This is a genomic window from Pseudodesulfovibrio sp. lm2024 (assembly GCF_051175575.1).
GTDB classification, from domain to species: Bacteria; Desulfobacterota; Desulfovibrionia; order Desulfovibrionales; family Desulfovibrionaceae; genus Pseudodesulfovibrio; species Pseudodesulfovibrio caledoniensis.
Genome location: NZ_CP195092.1, coordinates 508654 through 534042, shown reverse-complemented (window position 1 = coordinate 534042; position 25389 = coordinate 508654). Strand labels below are relative to the sequence as shown.

General features: G+C 65.0%; 20 protein-coding genes, 1 tRNA gene and 1 other RNA gene. 17 read left to right on the top strand and 5 right to left on the bottom strand.

From position 1 onward, the window contains the following. Positions 1-2: 2 nt before the first annotated feature. The 5 genes from ACR42D_RS02405 to ACR42D_RS02385 all read left to right on the top strand — a co-directional run bounded on the left by ACR42D_RS02405 (position 3) and on the right by ACR42D_RS02385 (position 7975). The gene (locus ACR42D_RS02405) at positions 3-1409 is read left to right on the top strand and encodes a glycosyltransferase family 9 protein (protein WP_484565279.1); all 1407 of its coding nucleotides are present in this window, start codon (positions 3-5) and stop codon (positions 1407-1409) included. Between the two features lie 128 nt (positions 1410-1537). After that, on the top strand, positions 1538-3307 hold the full coding sequence (locus ACR42D_RS02400) for a flagellar hook-length control protein FliK (protein WP_484565278.1): 1770 nt from the start codon (positions 1538-1540) through the stop codon (positions 3305-3307). 12 nt (positions 3308-3319) lie between these two features. Continuing rightward, complete coding sequence (locus ACR42D_RS02395) at positions 3320-4105, top strand: flagellar hook assembly protein FlgD (RefSeq protein WP_484565277.1); 786 nt, start codon at positions 3320-3322, stop codon at positions 4103-4105. A 71-nt stretch (positions 4106-4176) separates the two neighbouring features. Next, positions 4177-5850, top strand: a complete 1674-nt coding sequence (locus tag ACR42D_RS02390) for a flagellar hook protein FlgE (RefSeq protein WP_484565276.1) — start codon at positions 4177-4179, stop codon at positions 5848-5850. 1198 nt (positions 5851-7048) lie between these two features. Continuing rightward, entirely contained in the window at positions 7049-7975 is a 927-nt protein-coding gene (locus ACR42D_RS02385; RefSeq protein WP_484565275.1) for a flagellin N-terminal helical domain-containing protein, read from the top strand. 102 nt (positions 7976-8077) lie between these two features. On the opposite strand, the gene rnc is transcribed toward ACR42D_RS02385, so the two are convergent. After that, on the bottom strand, positions 8078-8761 hold the full coding sequence (rnc, locus tag ACR42D_RS02380; protein ID WP_484565274.1) for a ribonuclease III: 684 nt from the start codon (positions 8759-8761) through the stop codon (positions 8078-8080). 15 nt (positions 8762-8776) lie between these two features. On the opposite strand from rnc, the gene ACR42D_RS02375 reads away from it, so the two are divergent. From ACR42D_RS02375 to ACR42D_RS02365, 3 genes are all read left to right on the top strand, one after another. After that, positions 8777-10885 carry an acetate--CoA ligase family protein gene (locus ACR42D_RS02375; RefSeq protein WP_484565273.1) on the top strand — a complete coding sequence of 703 codons (2109 nt, stop codon included), beginning with the start codon at positions 8777-8779 and terminating at the stop codon, positions 10883-10885. A gap of 88 nt (positions 10886-10973) precedes the next feature. Next, positions 10974-12038: a phosphotransacetylase family protein gene (locus ACR42D_RS02370; RefSeq protein ID WP_484565272.1), complete on the top strand. Its 1065-nt coding sequence runs from the start codon at positions 10974-10976 to the stop codon at positions 12036-12038. Between the two features lie 613 nt (positions 12039-12651). After that, complete coding sequence (locus ACR42D_RS02365; protein WP_484565271.1) at positions 12652-13467, top strand: cyclase family protein; 816 nt, start codon at positions 12652-12654, stop codon at positions 13465-13467. A 138-nt stretch (positions 13468-13605) separates the two neighbouring features. Here ACR42D_RS02365 and ACR42D_RS02360 read toward each other — a convergent pair whose 3' ends face one another. The 3 genes from ACR42D_RS02360 to ACR42D_RS02350 all read right to left on the bottom strand — a co-directional run bounded on the left by ACR42D_RS02360 (position 13606) and on the right by ACR42D_RS02350 (position 16459). Then, positions 13606-14499 (bottom strand): DMT family transporter, encoded by an 894-nt coding sequence (locus ACR42D_RS02360; protein WP_484565270.1) that lies wholly within the window; start codon positions 14497-14499, stop codon positions 13606-13608. Between the two features lie 95 nt (positions 14500-14594). Then, entirely contained in the window at positions 14595-15545 is a 951-nt protein-coding gene (locus ACR42D_RS02355) for a proline dehydrogenase family protein (protein ID WP_484565269.1), read from the bottom strand. Between the two features lie 77 nt (positions 15546-15622). Further along, the gene (locus tag ACR42D_RS02350) at positions 15623-16459 is read right to left on the bottom strand and encodes an AraC family transcriptional regulator (RefSeq protein ID WP_484565268.1); all 837 of its coding nucleotides are present in this window, start codon (positions 16457-16459) and stop codon (positions 15623-15625) included. A 111-nt stretch (positions 16460-16570) separates the two neighbouring features. On the opposite strand from ACR42D_RS02350, the gene ACR42D_RS02345 reads away from it, so the two are divergent. After that, the gene (locus ACR42D_RS02345) at positions 16571-17935 is read left to right on the top strand and encodes an MATE family efflux transporter (RefSeq protein WP_484565267.1); all 1365 of its coding nucleotides are present in this window, start codon (positions 16571-16573) and stop codon (positions 17933-17935) included. A gap of 15 nt (positions 17936-17950) precedes the next feature. Here the strand turns inward: ACR42D_RS02345 and ACR42D_RS02340 are convergent, their stop codons facing one another. Then, positions 17951-18583 (bottom strand): LysE family translocator, encoded by a 633-nt coding sequence (locus ACR42D_RS02340; protein WP_484565266.1) that lies wholly within the window; start codon positions 18581-18583, stop codon positions 17951-17953. A gap of 107 nt (positions 18584-18690) precedes the next feature. Here ACR42D_RS02340 and ACR42D_RS02335 point away from each other — a divergent pair, with 107 nt between their 5' ends. From ACR42D_RS02335 to ACR42D_RS02300, 8 genes are all read left to right on the top strand, one after another. Then, positions 18691-19560 (top strand): LysR substrate-binding domain-containing protein, encoded by an 870-nt coding sequence (locus tag ACR42D_RS02335; protein WP_484565265.1) that lies wholly within the window; start codon positions 18691-18693, stop codon positions 19558-19560. 349 nt (positions 19561-19909) lie between these two features. Then, positions 19910-19985: transfer RNA gene (locus tag ACR42D_RS02330), tRNA-Ile, on the top strand. Positions 19986-20074: 89 nt separating this feature from the next. Then, complete coding sequence (locus ACR42D_RS02325; protein WP_484565264.1) at positions 20075-20824, top strand: DNA alkylation repair protein; 750 nt, start codon at positions 20075-20077, stop codon at positions 20822-20824. 256 nt (positions 20825-21080) lie between these two features. After that, positions 21081-22076, top strand: a complete 996-nt coding sequence (locus tag ACR42D_RS02320; RefSeq protein ID WP_484565263.1) for a Nif3-like dinuclear metal center hexameric protein — start codon at positions 21081-21083, stop codon at positions 22074-22076. A 42-nt stretch (positions 22077-22118) separates the two neighbouring features. Beyond that, entirely contained in the window at positions 22119-22856 is a 738-nt protein-coding gene (locus ACR42D_RS02315) for a zinc ribbon domain-containing protein (RefSeq protein ID WP_484565262.1), read from the top strand. A gap of 11 nt (positions 22857-22867) precedes the next feature. Continuing rightward, positions 22868-23227: RNase P RNA component class A (gene rnpB / locus ACR42D_RS02310), an RNA gene on the top strand. Positions 23228-23289: 62 nt separating this feature from the next. Next, positions 23290-24486: a 2-C-methyl-D-erythritol 4-phosphate cytidylyltransferase gene (gene ispD, locus ACR42D_RS02305; protein WP_484565261.1), complete on the top strand. Its 1197-nt coding sequence runs from the start codon at positions 23290-23292 to the stop codon at positions 24484-24486. A 2-nt stretch (positions 24487-24488) separates the two neighbouring features. Next, the gene (locus ACR42D_RS02300; protein ID WP_484565260.1) at positions 24489-25370 is read left to right on the top strand and encodes a hypothetical protein; all 882 of its coding nucleotides are present in this window, start codon (positions 24489-24491) and stop codon (positions 25368-25370) included. The last annotated feature ends 19 nt before the right edge of the window (positions 25371-25389 follow it).

Here is a 25389-nt window from a genome sequence, read left to right as displayed (position 1 = left end):
GTATGTCCGAAAAACCCATCCTCATACTCCAGATGCAGCGCATGGGGGACCTGATTCTCTCCTTTCCGCTGATGCTCTGGCTGGCCCGCCGCCACCCCGGCCACCCCGTCTTCGTGGCCGCGGAACAGAATTTCTACGAGCCGCTCATGCGCCTCTCCCCGGCCGCCACCTATTTCCCGTGGTCCGGAGCCGCCCACTTGGAGAAGCACGACTACGAGCTGGTCCTGAACCTGTCCATCCAGGAAAAGGCCGCCGTGCTCGCGGGCCGGGTTCGGGCCGAGGCCAAGCTCGGTCCGGTCCAGTCCCCGGACGGCTCCCGGCGGGTGCATGGCGACTGGCAGCTCTACCGGACCTCGCTGGTGCGCAACAACCTGTACAACCGCTTCCACTGGGGCGAACTGAACGGGTTGGACGCCGTGCCGTTCACGGACATCGCGGCCACCCGGTTCTCCCCGCCCCGAACCCTGCCCGGCTCCAACAAGGTGGGGTTGTTCCTCGGGGCCAGTGACGCGGCCAAGCGTCCGACAGCCCCGTTCTGGGCCGGACTGGTGGACGAACTCCACGGGCGCGGCCTGCGCTCGGTGCTCTTCGGCGGTCCGGCGGAAAAGGACCTCGGCGCCGAGGTGGCCCGGCTGGCCAAGGGCCCGGCCCTGAACCTGTGCGGCACCCTGGGCCTGGACGAATTCGGGGCCGTGGGCCAGACGCTGGGGTTGTTCATCACCCCGGACACCGGGCCCATGCACCTGGCGGCCTGGACCGGGCTCAAGTGCCTGAACCTGTCCATGGGCAACGTCAACCCGTGGGAGACCGGCCCCTTCGGCCCCGGCCATTACGTGCTCCGCGCCGACCTGCCCTGCGCCAGGGGGTGCTGGCAGTGCACGCAGGATTCCCTGCTCTGCCACGAGCCGTTCAAGCCGGGCCGGGTGGCCGGGCTGGCCAAACGGCTGGCCAGCGGCGCGGACAGCGACCGGCTGGCCCGTCTGGACCTGCCCGGACTGACCCTGTTCGAGACCGGCCGGTCAGAACGCGGCCTGTATCATATAAGAAGGCTCGACCAAACCGAGCCCGATGCCGAGCGGCTCGCCTCGCGCTTCTGGCAGGCCATGTTCGGCGGACTCTTCGGGCTCTGGGACGACAGCGCCGCCGTCGAGGCGTGGGACGGGCTGACCCGGGGCGCGCCCGAAACGGCCGAAAGCCTGCTCACCCACATCCCGGAGATGGGCCGCCAATTCAAGCACGGCCTGCGCTCCGGCACGGTCCTGGACCCGGCCTTCTGGGCGGACAGTCCGGCCATGGCCCGGCCGTTCACCGGATTCGGGCACATGTACCTGGAAAACGGGGACTATTCCCGCCAGGCATGGGCGCATGTCCTGACCCTGCTGGAACGGCTGGTCAGTACCTTCGGCTGACCCGGCCGGGGGCGAACCGAGCCGGACCGGTCATTTCTTCCCCCTTCTGAACGGACTTAACACCACGATATAAAGTCTTTTTTCCATTGGCACGCCTTTTGATTGTTTTCGTGCCGGAGGAGAAAAGTATGCAAAATATTCCCGGCACCGCCGCAGAAGCAGCTTCCGAAGCCATCAAGTTGGTCAAGCTGGCCACCTCGTCCAAGAACAAGGGGGCCTACCAGTCCGCCCTTGCCGACACCAAGGACGACAAGCGCACCCGGTTCGCCGATCTGTTCAACGAGCACACCGAGCTGGTCGAGGACGAACTGTCCATGGCCCCGGTGACGAGTGAACAACAGATGCTCGACTCCGCACCCGGCATCAAGGAAGAGGAAGAAAAGGAAACGACCACCAACGCCGCCGGGACCAAGGCCTCCAAGGTGGACGCCGAGGAAGAGGCCGAGGAAAAGGACCTGGAAAGCCGCATGACCGCCGAGGACCTGGACAAGGTTCGGGACGACCTCAAGGAATACGGCATGTCCGAGGAAGAGATCGCGGCCATCGAGGACCGGGTCAATTCCGAGGAAGGCATGACCTGGGGCCAGTTCGTCTCCACCGTGGCCAAGAAGATCGCCGACGCCCGGAAGGCCGACATGAGCGACGAGCAGAAGGCCTCCCTGGCCGGATTCTTCGGCAAGCTCGGCTTCAACCGGCAGGAAAGCGACAAGCTCATCGATCAGCTAAAGAAGGGCAACCTCGATCAGGTCATGAAGCAGGTGGAGGGCAAGATAGAGGCCATGCCCGCCGATCAGTGGACCATGTTCACCAAGGACGAGGTCGAGGCCTTCGTCTCCTCCATGGGGCTGTCCAAGGAATTCGTCTCCCAGGTCCAGGAACTCTTTTCGACCAACACCCTGCCCAAGGACATGAAGCAGGCCTTCACCCAAATCCGCCAGGAACTGGCCGGGCTGGACAGGAAGGACCAGAAGCTGGTCAAGGCCGTGGGCAAGGCATTCGCCTCGATCATGGGCGACGCCCACAAGGCCACTGCCGCAGCCCTACAGGTGGACGAGGCCGTGGACCTCAAGCCGCGCGTGGCCGAGGACAAGCCCGACGCCAACATGCGCGAGGAACTGGCCCAGGCCTTCCAGCAGCGCAGGGACGCCCAGTCCGACAACGCGGTCCGCCGCCAGGCCCGTCAGTCCGCGTCCGACAAGGTGGATATCAAGACCGACGCCCCGGCGCAGGACCAGGCCGCGGGCAAGGATGTGGACCCCGAGGCCGAGCACGACCGCAAGTGGGGCAACTTCTTCGACAAGGTCCGCGAGGACGGCTCGCAGGCTAAGGATTCTTCAGCCAAGGTAAAGACTGAGGCCACCGCTTCCACGTCCAAGACCGCCCTCTCCGAGCAGGCCGCGGCGGGCAACGCCAAGACCAGGGCATGGGAAAAAGTTTCCGCCCCCAAGGTCATGAAGCAGGTCGACCAGGCCGTGCTCAAGACCCTGAACAACGGGGCCAAGCAGCTCACCCTGCAACTCACTCCCGAGAACCTGGGCAAGCTGTCCATCGTCCTGTCGGTGCATGGCAAGGAGGTCAGCGCGAACATCCGTGCGGAGAACGCCGACGCCCACAAGATTATCTCGGACAACCTTCATATCATTAAGCAATCTTTGGAATCTCAAGGCCTGAAAGTAGACAAGCTCGACGTCCAGGCAGGCCTCACGGACAACCAGAGCTTCAACAACTGGTTCGGCGAAAGCGAGCACAACCTATCCCGTGAACGGGAGGCCATGATCGCCATGCGCAACCACATGCGCTCCATGCGCTCCCAGGATACGGGCGCGATGGCCCGGGACGTGCAGTCTGTCGGAGAACGGGTAATTACTTCCGATCAGGGCTTGCACCTTATCGCGTAACCGAGGTCTATCATGCCGTATACAGATACCACGGGTTTCTATCTTGGAAGGCAGGAGCAGCGGCTCGCCGCCTCCAACTCTCCGTCCGAACACAAGACCAGCCTGGACAAGGATTCCTTCCTTACCATCCTGGTGGCCCAGCTCACGCACCAGGACCCCCTCAACCCCATGGAGGACACGGACATGACCTCCCAGTTGGCGGAGTTCTCGAGCCTGGAGCAGTTGACCAGCATCAACAGCGGCATCACCACACTGAACAAGACCATGAGCCAGAACGACATCCTCACCGCCGTCGGCTTCATCGGCAAAGAGGTCAAGGCCGAGGGTTACAAGGTCAGTCTGGAGAAGGGCAACGCCTCGACCATCTACTATGGCTTCGGCGAGACCGTTTCCGGCATCATTATGAACATCTACGACAAGGAAGGGGCCATCATCCGCTCCGAGGAACTCGGCAGCAAGGAGGCCGGCACCTACCAGTACACCTGGGACGGCAAGGACGAGAACGGCAATGTGCAGGCCGACGGCCAATACGGCGTGGGCATCCTCGGCATCGACCTGAAAGGCGACTACGTCATGGTCCAGACCGAGATCTCCGGCCGGGTCGACGGCGTGGTCACCGAAAACGGCACCCAGTACCTGCGCCTGGAGGACGGTCGGTACGTCAACCTGCTCAACATCAAGGAAGTCGTCGATCCCAACGCGACCCCGAGTTCCGGCAAGCCTCCAAAAGAGGGCGAAGGTGACGGCAAAGGTGACGGCGAAGGCGACGGCGGGAGCGGAGACAACTCCGAGGCGTAGACAGCGAACGATTATTTCACTCGGGGCCGAGGGCGGCCCCGGGCTCTTGGAGAAGAGACTAGGAGGTTATTATGGGTTTAGGAGCATCACTGTATTCGGGTATTACCGGCCTGACGGTGCACTCGGAGCGCATGACGGTCATCGGCAACAACCTGGCCAACGTGAACACCACGGGGTTCAAGGGTGCCATGATGCAGTTCGAGGATCTGGCCAGTTCGGACTTCGCCACAGTCAACGGCGTGGGCCAGGTGGGACGCGGTGTGCGCGTGTCCTCCATCTACTCGAACTGGGGCCAGGGTGCCTACGAGTCGTCCACCGAAGCCACCGACATGGCCATCGCAGGCGAAGGCCTTTTCATGGTTTCCCCGCCGGGCCAGGAAATGAAGTATTACACTCGGGCGGGCAACTTCCGTTTCAACAACGACGGTTATCTGGTCGATCCCCACGGCTACATCCTCCAGGGATGGGAAGTGGAGCACGGCTCCACGTCCGTGACCACGAGCACCTCGAACTCCACGCCGACGGCCAACACCGGGCGAATAATCGGTACGCCGACCGACATCCGCATGGAGAACTTCCAATCCGAGCCCAAAGCGACCACCAACGCGACCATCATCACCAACCTGGATCCCAGGGCCACGGACAAATCGACCAATACGACCAACCCTTATTTCGCCATGTTCAACAACTGGCACGGCGAGGATGAGACGCCCCTGGCCTCCACCCTGTACGGCTACTCGACCACGCTCAAGGTCTTTGATGAAGTTGGCACGGCACACAACCTGACCGTATACTTCGACAAGGTCACCATGAGCAACGCGGGCGGCGACACGGTCTGGGAATTCATGGTCACCTGCCCCCCCAACGAGGACCATCGCATGCTGTCCGGGGCCAACGGCCTCTCGTCCACCATCGGCGAGGGGCAGACCTCGGCCGCGGGCGTGCTCATGATCGGCACCCTGACCTTCAGCGCCGGGCGACTCTCGGGCATGAGCGCCTACACGCTGAAGTCCAACGGCGGCGGCAATGTCAAGGACCTGAACAACTGGGATCTGGCGGACTTCTCCACCGGCGGCTATCCGGTCTGCACCGCCAACTTCCTGGGCAAGTCCAACGCCAGCACGGCCGAGGCGGCCAACGCCACGCCCCTGCAAATCGATTTCGGCATCTCCAACAAGGACCTGTCGAGCAACGGCGGCCCCGCGACCATCGGGTGGAGCAGCGGCATGGGCACCCTGCCCACCACTGCGGCCATGGTCGGCAACAACATCAGCAACACCAACTACCTGGCCAATTTCAAGGATCCCGCCGTCTCGGCCCTGGCCACCCAAGCCGTGGACAACGGCGGCTTCTCCACCCTGTTCCAGAGCCAGAACGGCTATTCCGCAGGCATCCTGCAGAACATCTCGGTCTCCCGCGAGGGCATCATCTCCGGCCACTACTCCAACGGGCAGGTACTCGAACTGTACGCCGTGACCCTGGCCACGTTCACCAACAAGCACGGACTGCGCCGCGAGGGCGGCAACCTGTTCTCCGAGACGCTGGAATCCGGCCCGGCTTTGACCGGCCAGGCGGGCAGCGCAGGCAAGGGCACCGTAGCCAGCAATTCCCTCGAAATGTCCAACGTGGACATGGCCTTGGAGTTCGTCACCATGATCACCACCCAGCGCGGCTTCCAGGCCAACACCAAGGTAATCACCACCGTGGATTCGCTGCTCGGCGAAGTCATCTCGATGAAGCGGTAACCAACAGAGGTCTTAAGTAACCCATACTCATAGACGTCCTTCTCCAAGGCCCCCCGGCCACCCACCAGGGGGCAAAGAAAACCCAGCGGCCCGGCGATGTATTGTTCATCGCCGGGCCGTCCGGCTTATGGAGCAGGCTCGAAAGGGCAAGAGGGGGCCCCGCCACCGACTCCGATCATGCCATGCCCTCGCTGCCACCCTGGGCCTGTAATCTCCCCGGCGATGCCCTCGCGCCAACTCCGGGAGGCTAGGCGCTTTCAACAGTTCCGGCTCAATGATGCCTCTGCCGCCGTGCTACGAGGGGAAATTTTGATGCTGTAGGCTGTCAGCGCATCCGCGTCGGGACTTTTGGCTGTTCGCCTTATATTGTATTTCGCCTTTACGGCGACTTCCTTTTTTGCTGGCGCAGAATAAAGGAAGCAAAAACTGCGCTGCGGTGCGAAGACGGCGGCAGCGGCCCTGATATAAATGTATTGGGCCGTGGCGTTTAGCCCGGCAAAAGGCTCGGTAGGTGCGCCTTGGTGCGGCAATAGAGCGTATCGGACGCCCCGCGTAACCGACAGCGGCTCTCTCGGTTACGCGCCAAGGCCCCCCCTGCGCCCCACCACGCCTCTTACCTTCACCCAAACCAGCCCTTGAACGGGGGGTTAGAAGCTGACCGCGAGGGGCGGCGGCTTTTCGAATCGGTGCGAGCGCAGCGAGCCTCGATTCGGGAGCCGACCCAAGCGGATCAGCTTCTTGCCTCCCGTTCTCCGGGCGGCCGCCCCACCCCACAAGCCCTTTTTTTTCGTCTATTTTTTTGGGCCAGCAAAAAAATGGACCCCGCCGGGAGGGCATGGAGCATTGTGCAGGCTTCAGCCTGCACAGCGGCTCTCGGAGGCTGAAGGGGTGCAACCCCCTTCACCGGCTTTCGCGGCGCAGCCGCGCCTCTTTCCGTCGATCGCCGCCGCCCAGGCGGCTTTCCTTATCTTCTTAAGGCACCGTCGACCCCCCTTCGGCTACCCCTTCCCCACCCGGCAAATATTGACAAAGCATTGACGGGCGGGGGTTTGCGGGCCTTTTGGGAAGGGGAAAAATTGGCCTTTCTAGACTTTTTTTAGATACTTATATTCTTAATATTACTTGATAAAGTTAAGTTGGCACACATGATGCTTAATCTTGGCAAAATGGATTTGATAATCGAACAAGGAGGGTTCTGATGTCTTTAGTCATTAACCACAACCTCATGGCCATGAACGCCCAGAGAAACCTGTCCGGCCACTACAACCGGCTCGGCGTCTCCACCCGGCGTTTGTCTTCCGGCCTGCGTGTCGGCACCGCCGCGGACGACGCGGCCGGTCTGGCGATTCGCGAGCTCATGCGTTCGGAAATCAGCTCCCTGCATCAGGGCATCCGCAACGCATCCGACGCGATCTCGCTGATCCAGACCGCGGACGGCGCACTGCAGGTGATCGACGAAAAGCTCATTCGTCTGAAGGAGCTGGCCATGCAGGCGTCCACGGGCACCTACAACTCCGACCAGCGGATGATCATCGACTCCGAATACCAGGCAATGTGTTCGGAGATCACCCGTATCGCCCACGCGACGGACTTCAACGGAATTTACCTGCTCAACGGCAACCTGTCCGGCGACCCCGGTGTCGACCACGACGGTACGGGCCTCCAGGCCACCGGCCCGCTGAAGATCCACTTCGGCACCGGTAACGACTCGGCCGAGGACTACTACTACGTGGCCATCCAGGGTTCCACCTCTTCCGCCTTCGGCCTCGGCCACCTGGCCGCGCTGAAGAACGGCGCCACCTGGGAAGCCCAGAACGCCGGCAAGTCCATCTCCACCCAGGCCATGGCCCAGGCGGCCATGGATGCGATCAACAAGGCGATCATCTCCAAGGACAAGATCCGCGCCAACCTCGGTTCCATGCAGAACCGGCTGGAAAACACCATCACCAACCTGGAAATCCAGGCCGAGAACCTGCAGGCCGCCGAGTCCCGCATTTCCGACGTCGACGTGGCGCAGGAAATGACCGAGTTCGTGCGCAACCAGATTCTCACCCAGTCCGCTGTCGCCATGCTGGCGCAGGCCAACTCCCTGCCGAGGATGGCCATGCAGCTCATCGGCGGCTAGCCGTAACCGGCCAGACGCGACTGAAGACGATCGGAACCGGCCCTGCGGGAATATCCCGCAGGGCTTGGTCTCCGGTCGTTTTGGCCGAAATGTATCGGGAATCTATTCCTCTTCGAGGAACTCGAGGCCCATGCGCGCGGCCTCCTGTTCGGCCCGCTTCACGCTGGAGCCGACGCCGCGAAACCGTTCGCCGCGCGGCAGGGTGACGTCCACCTCGAACAACTTCTCGTGCTCCGGGCCGCTGGTCCCGGAAAGCATGTACACCGGCCTGTCGCGGAACAAATCCTGGGCCACTTCCTGCAACCGGCTCTTGTAGTCCTTGGTCTCGGGCAGCTTGGCCCGGGCGGGCCACTCGTCCTCGAAAACATCCAGAATGGTCCTGCGGGCGGCCTCGAAACCGCCGTCCAGAAAGACCGCGCCGAGCAAGGCCTCGAAGGCGTCGGCCAACAACGCGTCGCGCTCCCGGCCGCCCTGCAGCTCCTCGCCCCTGCCCAGCCGGATGTACTGGTCCAGCTTGAGCCCCCGGGCCAAGCCCGCCAGGGACTGCTCCTTGACCAGCTGGGAACGGATGCGCGTGAGCTGGCCCTCGTGGGCCGACGGATACCGCCTGAATCCCTCCTCGGAAATGCACAACTCCAGTACGGCGTCCCCCAGAAATTCCAACCGCTCGTTGTCCTCGATGCCGCTCTGTTCGTTGGCGAACGAGGAGTGGGTCAGAGCCGTCTCCAGGAACTTGACTTGGGCAAACCTATGGTGGATACAATCCTGAAGCTCAGCGGTATCCATTCAACCCCCTTATTTATGCAATCAGACGCCCAACTACGCGAACTTTTCAACCCCAAATCCATCGCCGTCGTCGGCGCGTCCCGGAGCCCGCTCAAGCTCGGGCATCTCATCCTGTCGAATTTGATCTCGGCAGGGTACAGGGGGACAATCTTTCCCGTCAATCCCGCGGGCGGAGAAATTCTCGGCCTGACCGCCTACCCGTCCACCGCCGACCTGCCGCGCCCGCCGGACCTCGGCATCATCGTCCTGCCGCGCGAAAAGGTTCTCCAGGCCATGCGCGACCTGGCCGATGCCAAGGTCGACGCCATCTGCGTCATCACCGCCGGATTCCGCGAGACCGGGCGCGACGGCTTCGACCTGGAAATGGAGATGGCCGACCTGGCCCGGCGCAGGGACATCACCCTGCTCGGCCCCAACACGCTGGGGCTGTTCAACACGGCCATCAGCCTGAACGCCTCCATCGCGCAGACCATGCCCGCCAAGGGGTCCATCTCCTTCTTCTCCCAGAGCGGGGCCCTGTGCTCGGCCATCCTGGACTGGGCCGAGGGCGAATCCATCGGCTTCTCCAAGTTCGTCTCCCTGGGCAACAAGGCGGGCGTGTCCGAGGCGGACGTGATCGAGGCGCTGGGCGACGACCCGGACACCAAGGTCATCATCGGCTACCTGGAATCCGTGGACGACGGCCGCAAGTTCCTGACCCGGGCCCGGGCCGTGACCGAAAAGAAGCCGGTCATCATGATCAAGGCGGGCACCACCCCGGCCGGCGCGCGGGCCACGTCCAGCCACACCGGCTCCCTGGCCGGCAGCGTGGAGGCCGGACTGGCCGCGTTCAAGCAGGCGGGCATCATCCGGGTGGAAAGCCTGGAGACCCTGTTCGACCTGGCGCGCGCCTTTGCCGAGCAGCCCCTGCCCAAGGGGCCGAACCTGACCGTGGTGACCAACTCCGGCGGACCCGGCATCCTGGCCGCCGACGCCTGCGAGGCCGCCGGGCTCAACCTGGCCCGCCCCTCCCAGGCCGCCCTGGAGCGGCTGACCGAATCCCTGCCGCCTTTCGCCGCCATCTACAACCCCATCGACATCATCGGGGACGCCAAGGCCGAACGATACCGGGCCACGCTTGAAGCCGTGGCCGAAGACGAGACCACCCACGCCATCCTGGTCCTGCTCACGCCCACGGCCTCGGCCGAGATCACCGAGACCGCCCAGGCGATCATCGACATTTCCAAGACCTGCGACAAACCGGTCTTCGCCTCGTTCATGGGCGACGAACGCATCGGACCGGGCCGCGACATGCTCCTGAGCGCGGGCATCCCCTGCTACGCCTACCCGGAACCGGCGATCACGGCCATCTCGGCCATGCTCGCCCACTACCGCTGGAAGAACCGGCCCTACCCGGTGGAGGTCTGCTTCCGCCGCGACAAGGGCCGGGCCGAGCGGACCATAGAGGCCGCCCTGGCCGCGGGCGTGGCCGAGCTGCCTTTCAACGACGCCATGGACATCGCCGCGTCCTACGAACTGCCCGTGCCCGAGACCCGGCTGGTGCGCACCTCGGACCAGGCCGTGCGCGCGGCCAAGAAGATGGGCTACCCCGTGGCCCTCAAGATCGAATCGCCCCACCTCTCGAGCCGGGGCGAGGTCGACGGCGTGGCCCTGGACCTGCACACCCCGCGCGAGGTCCGCGACGCCTGGCTCGACATCACCACCCGGGCCCAGCGCAAGCGCCCGGACATCTACATCGCGGGCTGCCTGGTCCAGACCATGGGCCCGGTCAAGGCCCGCGAGGTCGTGGTCCGGTTCACCCAGGACCCGCAGTTCGGCCCGCTCATATCCTTCTGCCTGGCCGGGCCGTCCGCCGAGATCCTCGGCGACGTCAGCTACCGGCTGGCCCCGCTCGCCCTGCACGACGTCCAGGACATCGTCCGCGAGATCAAGTCGTTCCCCCTGCTGCGCGGGGTGCGCGGCGAGGAGCCGGTCAACCTGGCGGCCATCGAGGACATCCTGCTGTCCATGTCCCAGATGGCCACGGACTTCCCCGAGATCCGCGAGGCCGAACTCAACCCCATCCTGGTGGATGCGCAAGGGGCGTTCGTGGCCGACCTGCGCGTGACCGTCGGACCCATTTGACGCTTGGACATTTTCTGCGGTCTCATATACTAACAAAAGACGGGGCGCTGCGGTTCCCGCCCCTTTCACATTCAGGAGGACATTAGGCATGGCTGGACTCTACATAGGCTCTACCACCGGGTATTCAGGCAAGAACATGATCGTCATGGGCATGGGCCTGCGCCTGCAAAAAGACGGGTACAACGTGGGCTACATGAAACCCGTCGGGGCCATGCCCATGGAGATCGACGGCAAGCTCGGCGACGAGGACGCCGCCTTTGTCCAGGACGTGCTCGGACTGAACGAAGACCCGGCCATGGTCACCCCCGTGGTCGTCACCCAGGATTTCAAGGTCAAGGCGTTCACCGGCAAGATGGACGGCCTGCTGGACAGCATCGTCGAAGGCTACGAAACCGTGTCCAAGGACAAGGACGTCACCCTGGTGGCCGGGTCCGGGTCCATGTACTCCGGCAAGTACTGCGACACCGACGCCATCTCCGTGGTCCGCAGGCTCGGCATCAAGACCGTGATCATCGACCGCTTCCAGAAGGAACTCAAATACGACTACCTCATGGCCATGAAGGAGACGCTCGGCGACCTCATGACCGGCGTCATCCTCAACGACGTGCCCCCGAATTTCATGGATGAGATCACCCAGCTCCTGGGCCCGGCCCTGGAGGCCAAGGGCGTCAAGATCCTCGGCGTCATCCCGCGCGACCCGCTCATGGGCGCCATCAAGGTCGGCGACCTGGCCGACCGCCTGGGCGGCAAGATCATCTCCGCCCACAACAAGTCCGAACGCGTGGTCGAGTCCTTCCTCATCGGCACCATGCAGGTCGAAAACTTCATGACCCACTTCCGCAAGAAGAAGAACTCCGCCATCATCGTGGGCGGCGACCGGTCCGACGTGCAGCTCGTGGCGCTCGAAGGCGACTGCCCCTGCCTCATCCTGACCGGCAACCTCTACCCCAACGACATCATCCTGACCCGCTCCGAGGTCCTGGAAACGCCCATCATCATGGTCCGCGAAGATACCTTCACGGTCGCCAAAAAGATGGATGACATCCTCTCCCGACACAAACTGCGCGACGCCATCAAAATCAAACAGGGCGCCGAACTCGTGTCCAACAACATCGACTTCGAATACCTCAAAAAAGAACTCGGCCTGAAATAACCGGGTTGTCCGAGACAAAGTTAAAAGGGTGGGCCGCTGAAGCGGCCCACCCTTTTTTGTTGCTTCCCCCGGACCCCCATCCCCTCCTTTTCCCAAACTTTTTGGTGCCGCTTCGCGGATGGTGGGAGCACCGGGGATCGACTCTCTTCACGCCCCGGTCCAAAACGCCGTCCTCTCATTTGTTCATAACCCTCGCCCTGCCTGGCGGCGCGAACCCTTCGGGGCACCACACAGCCGCATCCCGCCAAGCCGACCGCGCCGCACTCCTCCTCCCCGCTCCCATCCCTCGCCGAAGGCGACACAGGGATTCCAAAGGGGGCCCGCCCCTTTGGCCGCCGGAGGCGAAGTCACCCGACCCCGCCGCGCAGCGGCCTCCATCTCTCCCATCTCCCCTATTCCCCTCATCTCCCGGCCTCTCCCCGCTGTTGCCGAACAGAGGCCCCATGGGGTAAAACGGCACTCACGGAATCGGTCCGCATTGAGGAAAGGGTATCCCGGCAAGAGGCGTAAACACTCCGTTTTCCTTTTGCCGAAACCGACGGGGACGGGCGGGATCGGGCGCGGATTGCGCCGGACGGGCCTTTCCCCGGATTACGTAAAAGAGAGAGTTTTGATGTTTCAGAATGTAAGAGCGCAGGCACGCTGCGCATTGGGCCTGGCCCTGTGTCTGCTTCTTGTGGCGGGCACGGCCATGGCGGGCGAGAGCGGCGCGCTGACCCCGGAGCAGATGGCCCGGGCCTTCGGCAAGGTCGTTTTCCTGAGCCATGTGAACACCACGGACATGCCCATCTTCCCCGGCGACCCGGAGCCGGTGCTCGACCCCGCGTTCACGGTGGAGAAGGACGGCTTCTTCCTGCTGTCCGTGACCATGGGCGAGCATTCCGGCACCCATTGGGGCGCGCCCGCGCATTTCAATGCCGACGAGAAAACCGCGGACAAACTGCCCGCCTCGTCCTTCGTCTATCCCGCCGTGGTCATCGACGTCCGCGACAAGGCGGCCAAGAACCCGGACTACGCCCTGAGCCTCGCGGACGTGCAGGCCTATGAGAAGGCCAACGGCCGGATTCCGGACCACGCCATGGTCATCGCCTACACGGGCTGGGACAAGCGTTGGGACGATCCCAAGGCCTTTTTCAACGAAGACAAGGACAGCGTCATGCACTACCCCGGCATCGGCATCGACGCCACGCAGTGGCTGATCGACAACCGCGCCCTGGGCGGCCTGGGCATCGACACCCACGGCGTGGACCCGGGTTCCGACGAATCCTACGCCACCAACACGGCCCTGCTGAAGGGCGACCGCATCCACCTGGAGAACCTAGCCGGGCTGGGACAGCTGCCCGCCAAGGGCGCGTGGATCGTGGTCGGCGGCGTGCGCAACCTCAACGGGTCGGGCTCCCCGGCAACGGTCCTCGGCTTCCTGCCCTAGGGCTGGCCGCATTCACGGCCGTACAACGAACACTCTTCGATCCGACCGGTTCATGATCGGCCCCGGTTCCCGGAACTCCACCGGGAACCGGGGCCTTTTCGTTGCGCCGGGTGAAATGGATATTATCAATGCCGACCGCTACCGCCGCCCGAGCCAGACACCGGCCCCGACCACGCAGCAGGCGGCCAGCTGCGCGCCGGTCAGGGTCTCGCCGAGCAGCAGCCAGCCCGCGACCAGGGCCACGGGCGGCACCATGTTGATGGACAGGGCGGCGCGTCCGGCGGGCATGCAGGTCATGGCCATGTTGTACAGGCCGAACGCCCCGAGGGTGACGAACAGGCCGAGATAGATCACGGCCAGCCAGGCGGTGCGAGGGACGTCGGCCAGGGGGCCGGACAGGCCCATAATGCCCCCAGGCAGGAAGAAGAGCGCCCCGGCCACGCATTGCAGACCGGTCAGCCACCAGGTGGAATAGCGGGCACAGAGCCGTTTCATGACCACCATGTAGACGGCGGCACAGACCATGGCTCCCACTTCGAGGAGATTGCCCAGAAACGGATCGGGCGCTGCCGCGTCCGGAGCCCCGGCCATGGACAGCCAGACCACCCCGGCCATGGACACGGCCAGGCCGAGCATGGCGGTGCGGGTCATGGGTTCGCCGAGGATGGCCCAGGCCCCGGCGGCCACGAAGAGCGGCACCAGGGAGGAGACCATGCCCGCCTGGGACGAGGTGGTCAGGTTCACGGCATTGCTTTCGAGCAGAAAGTAGAGGCACGGCTGCATCAGGCAGAGCAGCGCGAGGATCTTCCAGTCGCCCGGCCGGTAGTCGGGCCGGGGGATGCGCCGCATAAAAAAAGGCACGGCCAGGGCGGCCAGGGTCATGCGCAGCCAGACCAGGACCTGCGGACTGAATCCGGTCAGGGCGGTCTTGGTGGCCATGAAGGAGGTGCCCCAGAGGAGCACGGCGGCGGCCAGGCAGGCCGGGGCGAGCCAGGCGGCGGGCCGCGCCAGAACGGCGGTGTTTTCGGACATGGTGTTCTCCTGAGTGTTTGGGAGAACACCATGCCGGGACGGGCGGGACGGGTATTGTAGGAAATTGCGGCCCCGGACGCCCCTGCCCGATGCCCTTATTCGCCCTTGCCGAGCATGGAGCGGAACACGAAGCCGAGGTTCTTGGGGTTCTCGCCCACCCGGCGGATGGAATAGGGCCACCAGTCGCGGCCAAACGGCAGGTAGAGGCGCACGGACACCCCCTGGTCGGCCAGTTTGCGCTGATAGGCCGTGCGCACGCCCAGGAGCATCTCCACCTCCCACTGGTCGCGTCGCCAGCCGTTGGCCGCGGCCACGTGCTCGGCAAAGGCGACCATGTTGTGATCGTGGGTGCCGAAGACCGGGTACACGCCCCGCTCGCGGGCCTCGGGGGACAGCAGAGTGACGATGGCCTTGCGGTAGGCCTCGTCCCGGTCGCGCCGTCCGGTCACGGCCTTCTTGCCGGATTCGGCGAACGCCCCCTTGACCAGCCGGACCATGGCCCCGTCCGCCACCAACCGGGCCAGATCGCCGGGCGTGCGGTGCAGGTAGGCCTGGATGGTCACGGCCACGGGCAGGTTCTCGCCGCGCAGATGATGGTAGAGATCCAGGGTCGGCTGGGTGACCGAGGAGTCCTCCATGTCGAGCATGAGCACGTCGCGTCCGGCCCCGGCGCTGTCCGCCACCTCGCGGGCCAGGGCGGTGACGTTCCCGCGGCACGCCTCCCAGGAGATCATCGCCCCCACTTGGGTGGGGTCCACGGACAGGTGCACGTCCAGGCCGGACCGGCCCAGCCCTTGCGCCACCTCGGCCAGGGCAAGGCGGGTGGTCTCGATCTCCTGCGGGTCGGCCACGTATTCGCCGAGGTAGAACAGGGAGGCGGACAGATTCTGTTCGCGCAGGGTTCGGGCGCGCTCCAGCCCCTCGGCCCCGTCGCGGCCGCCCACAAAACGGCGGGCGAACCGGCTCATATATCGGGATTCCTGCATCCGGCGGGTCATGGATTCGCTCCGGGCCAGGCCGATCATCATCTTTTGCCACAACAGCATGGTTCTTCTCCTTTGGTTGAGGAGAGGGAACCTAGCCGGGGCCGGGGGAAGCGTATTGTACGAAATTGCGGCCCGGATCAGGAACGGCCGGAATCCCGGTACTGACCGGGCGTGGCCCCGGTGTACTGGCGGAACACGCGGGTGAAGTGGGACTGGTCGGTGAAGCCGGTCTCGAGCGCGGCCTGGCTGACGGGCATGCCCTGGGCCAGGAGCCGCTTGCCCAGGTCCACGCGCAGCTGGTTCTGGTAGGCGTGGGGCGGCAGGCCTGTGGCGGCCTGGAACACGCGCAGCAGGTGGTAGCGGCTGAGTCCGGCGGCCTCGGCCAGCTCGTCCAGGGAGACCTTTTCGGTGAGGTGGTCCGTGAGGTAGGCGCGCACCGCCTTGACCGCGTCGCGCCCGCCGGAGCGGACCTCCTGCGCCGGGCCGGGCTCGCCGTGCCGGGTGATGGCCTCGGCCAGTCCCTGGATGAGCAGGGACTCCCGCTCAAGGCGGTCCGCCTCGTCGGCGATGGCCTGTTGCAGCCCGCGCAGCCGCTCCACCAGCCTGGGGTCGTCGATCACGGGATCGGGGAAGCGCGGGGGCCGGGCGTCCGGTCCGAAGAGTTCGCGGGCCACGGCCAGGAGCCACGCCGGGTCGATGTAGAACATGGTGTAGGCCATGTTCGAGTCCGGGTCCGGGTTGCAGGCGTGGGCCAGGTGCGGGCCGATGAACACGATCCGGCCCGTGGTGGCGATGTGCGCGGTCCCTTCGAGGTCGAAGGTGGTCCTGCCCTGCTCGATGAAGCCGATGGAAAAGGCGTCGTGGACGTGCGTGCGGAAGGCCTCCTCGTTGTAGGAGGACCGGCGCACCTCCACGCCCGGCAGGTCGGGGTCGCGCCAGAAGCGCACTTCCGCATTGGTCGGCGTCTTTCCCATGGTCCATACGTACAGGCCCCGGCGCGGGGCCGTCAACCGGCTTGGCCCCGGCCCGGAAAACCCGTCGGGAAAGGGGTGTATCTCCGCAGGGTAAACGGGTACAGTCGGGCCATGAGCAAAACGGCCATCGACAGGACCGACCTGACTACGCGGCCCATCTCCGAGGTGATCCGGCAGGTGGCCGTGCCCTCGAGCGTGGGCTTCTTCTTCAATACCATGTTCAACGTGGTGGACACCTGGTGGGCCGGGCGCATCGACACCCACGCCCAGGCCGCCCTGGCCCTGTCCCTGCCCGTGTACTTCATCATCACCGCCCTGGCGGGCGGCATCGGCACCGGCTCCACCGCGCTGATGGGCTCGGCGCTGGGCGCGCGCGACCGGGACAAGGCCGCGCTGGTGGCCGTGCAGATGCTCGGCTTCGGCCTGCTCGCGTCCGTGGCCCTGGCCGCGTTCGGTCTGGCCTTTTCACCCGCCATCTTCGGCTGGCTCGGGGCGCGCGGCGACTACCTCTCCATCTGCCTGAGCTACATGAACCCGATCTTCGCCTGCAACGTGGTGACCATGTCGCTGTTTCTGTTCAACGCCATCCTGCAGTCCCAGGGCGACACCAGGAGCATGCGCAACACGCTCATCCTCATGGCCTCGCTGAACGTGGTCCTGGACCCATGGTTCATCTACGGCGGGTTCGGCCTGCCCGCCATGGGGCTTGCGGGCGTGGCCTGGGCCACCGTGATCCTCCAGGGCATCGGCGGGGTCTATCTGCTGTTCAAGACCCGGCGCACCGGGCTGCTCAAGACTGACAAGGGGCGCAACTTCATCCCCCGGCTGAAGATGTACGGCGAGATCGCCCACCAGGGATTCCCGGCCGCGCTCAACTCCATGACCATCGCCCTGGGGTTCTTCGTCATCTTCCGCTACGTGTCCGGGTTCGGGCCCGAGGCCTCGGCCGCCTACGGCATCGCCACGCGCATCGACCAGGTGGTGCTCATGCCGACCATCGGCCTGAGCGTGGCCGCCCTGACCATCACGGCCCAGAACTTCGGCGCGGGCCGCATCGACCGCATCCGCGAGAACTACCGCAAGAACCTGCTCTACGGCGCATACCTGCTCATCCCGCTGTCCGTGCCCATCCTCATCTTCGCCGGGCCGCTCATGCGCATCTTCACCCAGGACCCGGCGGTCATCGCCGTGGGCGCGGGCTACCTGCACATCGACGCCTTCACCCTGTACGGCTATGTGGCCATCTTCGTGCCCACCTCGGTCCTGCAGGGCATGAAGCGCCCCATGTTCGCCATCTGGCTCGGCCTGGCCCGCCAGGTGGTCGCCCCGTTCATCCTGTTCACGCTCTTCACCCAGGTCCTCGGCCACCCCATCACCGCCCTGTGGCTGTCCATCTTCGCCATCGTCTGGACCAGCGCCGCCGTGGCCCTGTGGTTCGCCAACAGGACCATCCGCAAGGTGGAGGCGGCTGGCTGACCCCGCGCGATCCGATCAGTTCTCGACCGCCAGGGTCACGCCCAGCGCGACGAGGCAGCCGCCCACCGTCCTTTCCACGGCCTTGCGCCAATGGTTGAAGACCCGCAGGGCCGCCGGGTGGGTCAGGACCAGGACCACGAAGGCGAACCAGGCCAGGTGGGTCAGGACGATGTACGCGCCAATGCCGACCTGGGCGGCCAGGGGCGTATCCGGCGCGACCACCTGGGTGAACAGTGCGATGAAGAAGAGCACGGTCTTGGGATTCAGGACGTTGCACAGGAAGCCGTTGCGAAACCCCTGCCGGAGATCGGCGCGGGCGGCGGTGACGGGAGGTTGCTCGCGACCGGGCTCACCTTTACTCGACAGTAAGGCGGAGCACCCCAGCCAGACGAGATAGGCGGCCCCGGCGTACTTGACGGCTGTCAGCAGCCAGGCGTAGCGGGCCACGAGCCAGCCCAGCCCGAACAGGGTGTAGGTCACGTGGACCACCACCCCGCAGGCTATGCCCAGCGCGGTGGCCAGCCCCGGCCCCCGGCCCGAGCGCAGGGTGTTGCGCAGGATGACGGCAAAGTCCGGCCCCGGACTGATCACGGCCAGCAAGGTGACCCCGGCCACGACGAGCAAATTCGTTTCAATAGTAAAATTCACGATTATCCTCCGAAGTTGATCTTGTTTACTCCAACTATAAAAGAGGATATGAAATGCACAATCGATTAATTTGCAGATAGTCGGTGAATTAAACTCACGGAAAGCCCATGCCCAACCTCCCTCCCCTGACCCCGCTGGCCAGTTTCCTGGCCGCCGCGCACCACGGCAGTTTCACGCGGGCCGCGCAGGAGCTGCACGTGACCCACGGCGCGGTCAGCCGGGCCGTGAAACAGTTGGAGGATTATTTCGGGTTCGAGCTGTTCGAGCGGCGTAACCGGGGCATTCACCTGACAGACCGGGGCCGAACCTTCGCCGCGCAGGTGGAGACCCTGTTCGCCGGGCTGGGGCGCGCCTGCGAGGAGCTCAAGGCCGAGCCCTCGGCTCCGAGGCTGTCCGTATCCTGCGAGCCCACCCTGGCCATGCGCTGGCTCATGCCCAGGCTCGACGACTTCCACCGGGCGTTCCCGGGCACCGAGGTCCTGCTGTCCACGGCGGGCGGCCCCATCGACCTGTCCGAACAGGGCGTGGACCTGGCCATCCGGCGCTCGGACTTCGCCTGGCCCGGCCGCTACCACCACCAGTCGCTCGGTCGGGAGCCCATCGGCCCGGTATGCAGCCCGGCCTACTGGGCGGCCCACGAACACACCCCCAAACGGCTCCTGCACACCCGCACCCGCCCCACGGCCTGGACCGACTGGAAAGGACTTTCCGGCCAGACCCCAGACACCGACGCCGAACAATCCTTCGACCACTTCTACTTCAGCCTCCAGGCCGCCACCGCCGGGCTCGGCCTGGCCATCGGCCCCTTGCCCATGGTCCGGGACGCCCTCGCCCAGAACCTCCTCGTCGCCCCCTACGGCTTCACCACAACCCCCATCGACTACGTCGTCATCACCCGTCGCTCCCCAACCCCCGACTCCCCCGCCCAGTCTTTCATCACCTGGCTGACCCAAGCCCTCGACCTCTCCCAATCCTAACCCAACAGCCCATCCGCAGCGCACAACAACAGCCATCCCCTTCGGGAGCGATTCGGGTGCCTTAGGCACCCGACAGCGGCTCTGTCCACCGAGTCCGCACGCAGCGAGGCTTTCGAGAGTGGGTCAGATGTGCATTTTTAAGTGAATTGTAGGCGAGTCTTCGAACCGTACAAGATCTTATGCCTCAGGTACAGACCCGGGGGGCTTTCACCGCAGTGTAGCCGTCTACATGAGGATGAAAGCCCCCGGAAAAAATGTGCGGATGCCCCGCTCTCGGAAGCCGCCGTACAAAGCCCCCGTAGAGTTGACACCAGGGATGACTTCCGGCTATGGTGCTCGACTCCACGGCGGGCCAGTAGCTCAGTTGGCAGAGCCACCGGCTCATAACCGGTCGGTCCCAGGTTCGAATCCTGGCTGGCCCACCAACGAGTAAACGGACGCGGCGTTCCGGAAAAACCGTCCGGACTTCCGTTCCGGCAACGGACCCATGTAAGCCCGCCCGCGAGGAATCGAAATGACCAAAGTGGCCGATGTCTCCGAAGAACGCCTGCGGGAGTTGCACAGCGGCACCGTGGAATCCGGAAATTTGGCCGAAGGGTTGGCTATCGATTTTCATGAGTTGGCCAGGCAAAGCCTGCCCAGACTCACCACTGGTTCATTGAACGCCCTCCGGGACGGCGCCGCGCTCGGCATCACCAAGAGGATGGCCCTGGCCGGAACCGTGTGTCTGCGCGACTACGGCATGGCCGGGCTCGACACCCTCCGGTCGCACCCCTCCGACACGGTACGCGGGTTCGCCTGCTACATGATAGGGGCCCAGCCGGATACCCCGCTGGCCGATCGTCTCGAGCGGATCAGGCCCCTTGCGGGCGATACGCATTTCGGTGTACGGGAGTGGGCATGGCTGGGCATCCGCAGCCACATTGCGGCGGCCATTGATGAGGCCGTGGCCCTGTTGGCCCCGTGGAGCGCGGAGGCTTCGGCCAACCTGCGGCGCTTCGCCTCCGAGGCGACCAGACCGCGTGGCGTGTGGAGCCCGTATATCAAGCGGTTGAGAGAGCATCCCGAGATCGGGTTGCCCATCCTCGCTCCGCTCAAGGCTGACGCCGCGAAGTATGTCCGGGATTCGGTGGGCAACTGGCTCAACGACGCGGCCAAGGACAAGCCGCAATGGGTGCTCGCCACCCTGGAACAATGGCGGCTGGCCCCGGACGGCCCGGTCCACCCCGGGGTGGTCAAGGCGGCCACCCGGTCCATCAAGTAGGCGGTTGGCCCCCGCCGGATAAACGGATTTTCGACGCAATCCGCAAACGACCTGCGAACGGGTATTGAGCGCACCAGCAGCGCCCCCTGGAACGGGAGACGTGATTGAGACAAGCAATAGCTGAAAGACAGTTTGACGCATATTTCCTGAAATCCCCCATCAAGGCCGCAGGCCGGGTGATCGAAGAGGACAAGAGATGCTCCCGAGGGGGAAACCCTACGGGAGCATCCTCATTATGGGATATGGTCGTAAGCATATGAAAATTAAAGATATTTTGTCCATTTTAAACAATCTCGCTCCGGAGGCGAACCAGAGTTCCTGGGACAATTCCGGCGTGCAGGTGGCCGGGTCCGTGGCCGAAACGGACAAGGTGGCCGTGACTCTGGAGCCCACCCCGGCGGCGGTTTCCCGCTGCATCGAGTGGGGCGCGGGCGCGGTGATCACGCACCATCCGCTGTACATGAAGCCCAAGGCCCCGAGCGCGGAAGGGATGTACCTGGACGTGCTCCGGTCGGTGATCCCGACCGGGAGCTGGCTGTACGCGGCCCACACCTCCCTGGACACCCGGCCGAACGGCCCGGCCTTCTGGCTGGGCGAGGCGCTTGAGCTGACCGGCAGGCGGCTGCTCGAAGTGGAGAACGGCCGCGCCCCGGTGGAGGCGTCGTTCTACTGCGAGGAGCCGATCACCCGCGAGGCGGCCGACATCTGGGCCGACCACGACGGGGTGCACTCGGTGGCCCAGAGCCGCACCGGCGAGGTCCGGGTGGTCTGCGACGAGCCCAAATGGCGCGGACTGGCGGACAAGATCGAATTTTCCCTGGGCAAGCGGCCCCTGTTCTACCTGCGCTCCCTGACCGCGCCGGTGAGCGAGGTCGGCTTCGGCGAGGTGGGCGAACTGCCCGAGGGAATGCCCTTTGAAGCGTTCATGGACCGGCTGGCCGGGCTGATTGACCGCGACGCGTTGATGGTCGCCGGGCCCAGGCCCGAGCGCGTGCGCACCGTGGCCTATTGCGGCGGATCGGGCACGTCCCTGATCGAGCGAGCGGCCAGGGCCGGGGCGGACGTGTTCGTCACCGGCGACATGAAGTACCACCCGGCCGTGGAGACCCCGGTCTGCGTGGTGGACGTGGGCCATTTCTCCCTGGAAGAGGAGATGATGCGCCGCTTCGCCGAGGAGCTCGGTCAGGCCATGCCCGGCGCGGAGGTCCGTTTCCTCCCGGGCCAGGACCCCTTTTCGGTATACAGCAAGTAGCGGATACACTTTTTGATTTCAAATAGATAGTGAGGTTAACCCATGTATCAGAAACAGATTGAACAGTTGATCGTCCTGCAGGAAGTGGACGACGAGATCCTCGAGCTGACCCAGGAGATCGAGCAGGCTCCCCAGGAGCTGGCCGACCTCGAGAACCAGCTCGGCGAATTCGAAGAGCGCCGCGGCCAGATCGACGAGAAGATGAGCATCCTCAACGAACAGAAGAAAAAGCTGTCCGTGGAGATCGAGGAGGATGCGGGCAAGATCAAGAAGTCCAAGAACAAGCTGATGCTCGTGGGCAACACCAAGGAATATCACGCCATGATGCGCGAGATGGATTCCCTGGAAAAGCTCAACCGCATGCGCGACGACGAGCAGGAGGCCGTGCGCGAGGAGCTGGTCCGCCAGGACGAGGCCACCCAGGCCCTGGACGAGGAGATGGGCGGGGTCAAGGAGCAGTACGACGCGCTCAAGACCACCCTGGACGAACGTCTGGACAAGGCCAACAAGAAGCTCGACACCCTGAACCGCAAGCGCAAGAAGGCCTGCAAGGCCGTTCCGCCGCCGATCCTGGGCCGCTACGAATTCATCCGCGAGCGCATGGAGCACCCGGTCATCGTGCCGGTGTCCGAAGGCGTGTGCTCGGGCTGCAACATCATGATCCCGCCGCAGGCGTACAACGACCTGCAGAAGGGCCAGCAGATCCTGAGCTGCCCCAACTGCCAGCGGCTGATCTACTGGCAGGCCTTTGTGCAGGCCGAAGGCGCCGGAGAAGAATAAATCACAAGTCCGGAGTCGGGCAGGTCATCGCCGCGGCCTTTGGCCGGGGAGGAAAGTCCGGGCTCCGCAGGGCAGGACGCTGGGTAACGCCCAGGGGGAGCGATCCCCGTCAAGTGCAACAGAAAGCAAACCGCCTCCGGGGCAACCCGGCGGTAAGGGTGAAACGGTGGGGTAAGAGCCCACCGGCTGTCGCGGCGACGCGGCAGGCCAGGTGAACTCCGTCCGGAGCAAGACCGAATAGGACAGCGTTTGAGGCCGGCCCGGCCGAAGCTGTCGGGTTGGTTGCTCGAGCCGTCCGGTAACGGGCGGCCTAGATGAATGATGACCGCCCCGCAAGGGGAACAAGACCCGGCTTATGACCGGCTCCGACTTGTGTACACCGCACGGGGGAGGCACCCCCTCCCCCGTGCGCCCAATTTCGACAGGCAACCGCATGGACCGCACCATGAACGACATTTGGGCCATCATCCTGGCCGCAGGGGCCGGCACACGGCTGGCCGAGGCAACGGGCGGCGAGCGCAAGCAGTACCTCGAGTACAAGGGCGCGCCGCTGTTCTGGCACTGCGCCCGGACCTTCTCCCGCGTGGCCGGCGTGCGCGGCCTGGTTTTCGTCTTCCCGCCCGAGGACGCCCCGGCCATGGACAAGAAGCTGCGCCAGTTCTTCAAGACCGAGGACCTGGGCGTGCAGTGGACCGTGGCGGCCGGGGGCGAGCGGCGGCAGGACTCCGTGCGCAACGGGCTGACCGGCCTGCCCAAGTCGTGCGGCCATGTCCTGGTCCACGACTCGGCCCGGCCCTTTGTCTCGGCCCGGCTGGTCCGCGAACTCATCGACGCGCTGCACTCCGGCGCGCGCGGCGCGATCCCGGCCGTGCCCGTGACCGACACGGTCAAGCGGGTGGACGGCAACATGGTCGCCGAAACCCTAGACCGCTCCGAACTCGCCGCCGTGCAGACCCCCCAGGGCTTCGAGACCGCACTGCTGCGCGAGGCCCACGACCGCGCCCTGGCCGAAGGCTGGGAGGTAACGGACGACGCCTCCATGGTCGAGCGGCTGGCCGAGGTCATGGTCGTTCCGGGCGAGGCGGGCAACGTCAAGATCACCGTGCCCGAAGACCTGAAACGTCTGGAAAAGGCCCGGACCACCGTGCCCTGCACGGGCTGGGGCTACGACGCGCACCGCTTCGGCGGCGAGCACGACCGGCCCATGGTCCTGGGCGGCGTGCCCATTCCGGGCGGCCCGACCACCGTGGCCCATTCGGACGGCGACGTGCTCCTGCACGCCCTGGCCGACGCCGTCCTCGGCACCTTCGGCGGCGGGGACATCGGCGCCCATTTCCCGGACACGGACCCGAATTTCGACAACGCGGACAGCGGCGTGCTCGTGCGCGAGGTCCTGACCATGGCCGAGCGGGCCGAGACCCGCATCGTGCACGCGGACCTGACCGTCATCGTCCAGGTGCCGCGCCTGGCCCCCCACGCCGGGCAGATAGCCAGGAACGTGGCCCGGCTGCTCGGCCTGGAGCAACACCAGGTCAATTTCAAGGCCACCACCGAGGAAAAGCTCGGCTTCACCGGCGAAAAGAAAGGCATCAAGGCCGTAGCCTGCGTCACCGGCCTCAGGGAGTTGTGATCGTGTCCGGCCTGAAGAAATCCCTCATCTCCTTCGTCATCTTCGCCGCGCTCTGCTTCTTCGGCCTGAAATGGTATGTCAACGCCGAGGTGGACAAGGAGCTGACCCGGGCCGTGGCCGACACCCCGGGCCTGGCCCTGTCCTACGCCGACCTGTCCGTGGACATCACCGCCCACACCGTGACCCTCAAAAGGGTGGACGCCCTGTTCCCCTCGGGCCAGCACGTCCAGGCCGATTCGGTGTCCATCTCCGCATTCGACCGTGACAACCCCATCCCCCACTACGCGACCATCTTGGCCAAGGGGCTGACCATTCCGGTGACTCCGCAGAATTTCGGCGAGTGGGCCGGGTACGTCAAAGGCCTGGGCATCGAGACCCTGGCCGGAAACGGCGCACTGGACTACGCATACGACCCGGAGACCAAAATCCTGGAGCTCAAGAACCTGTCCATGGACGACCCCAAGCTCGGCGCGCTCAAGCTGACCGGCGCCCTGGACAACGTGGATCTGACCGGGTTCCGCCCGGAACAGAGCTTCGCTCTGGGTATCCGCTCGGCGGTCCTGACCTTCGACAACCGCGAGTTCATGCGCCTGGTCAGCCAGGATTGGGCCAGGAGGACCGGCATATCCGAGGCGTCCACCCTGAACCGAATCAGCCTGGAACTGGACGGGCTGGCCGCCTACGCCGAGACCCAGGCCAACGAACCGGCCCGCGCAGCCATGCTCGGCCTGAAGACGTTCCTGAACGATCCCGGCACCCTGACCGTGTCCGCCAACCCGGCGGAGTCCGTGCCCGTGCTCTATTTCTTCATGGGCCGCGACATGTTCGAGAACCTGGACCTGCTGAACGTCCACGTGGAGACCGGCCCGGCGGATGGCGTTTAATCAAAGCACAATTATTTCA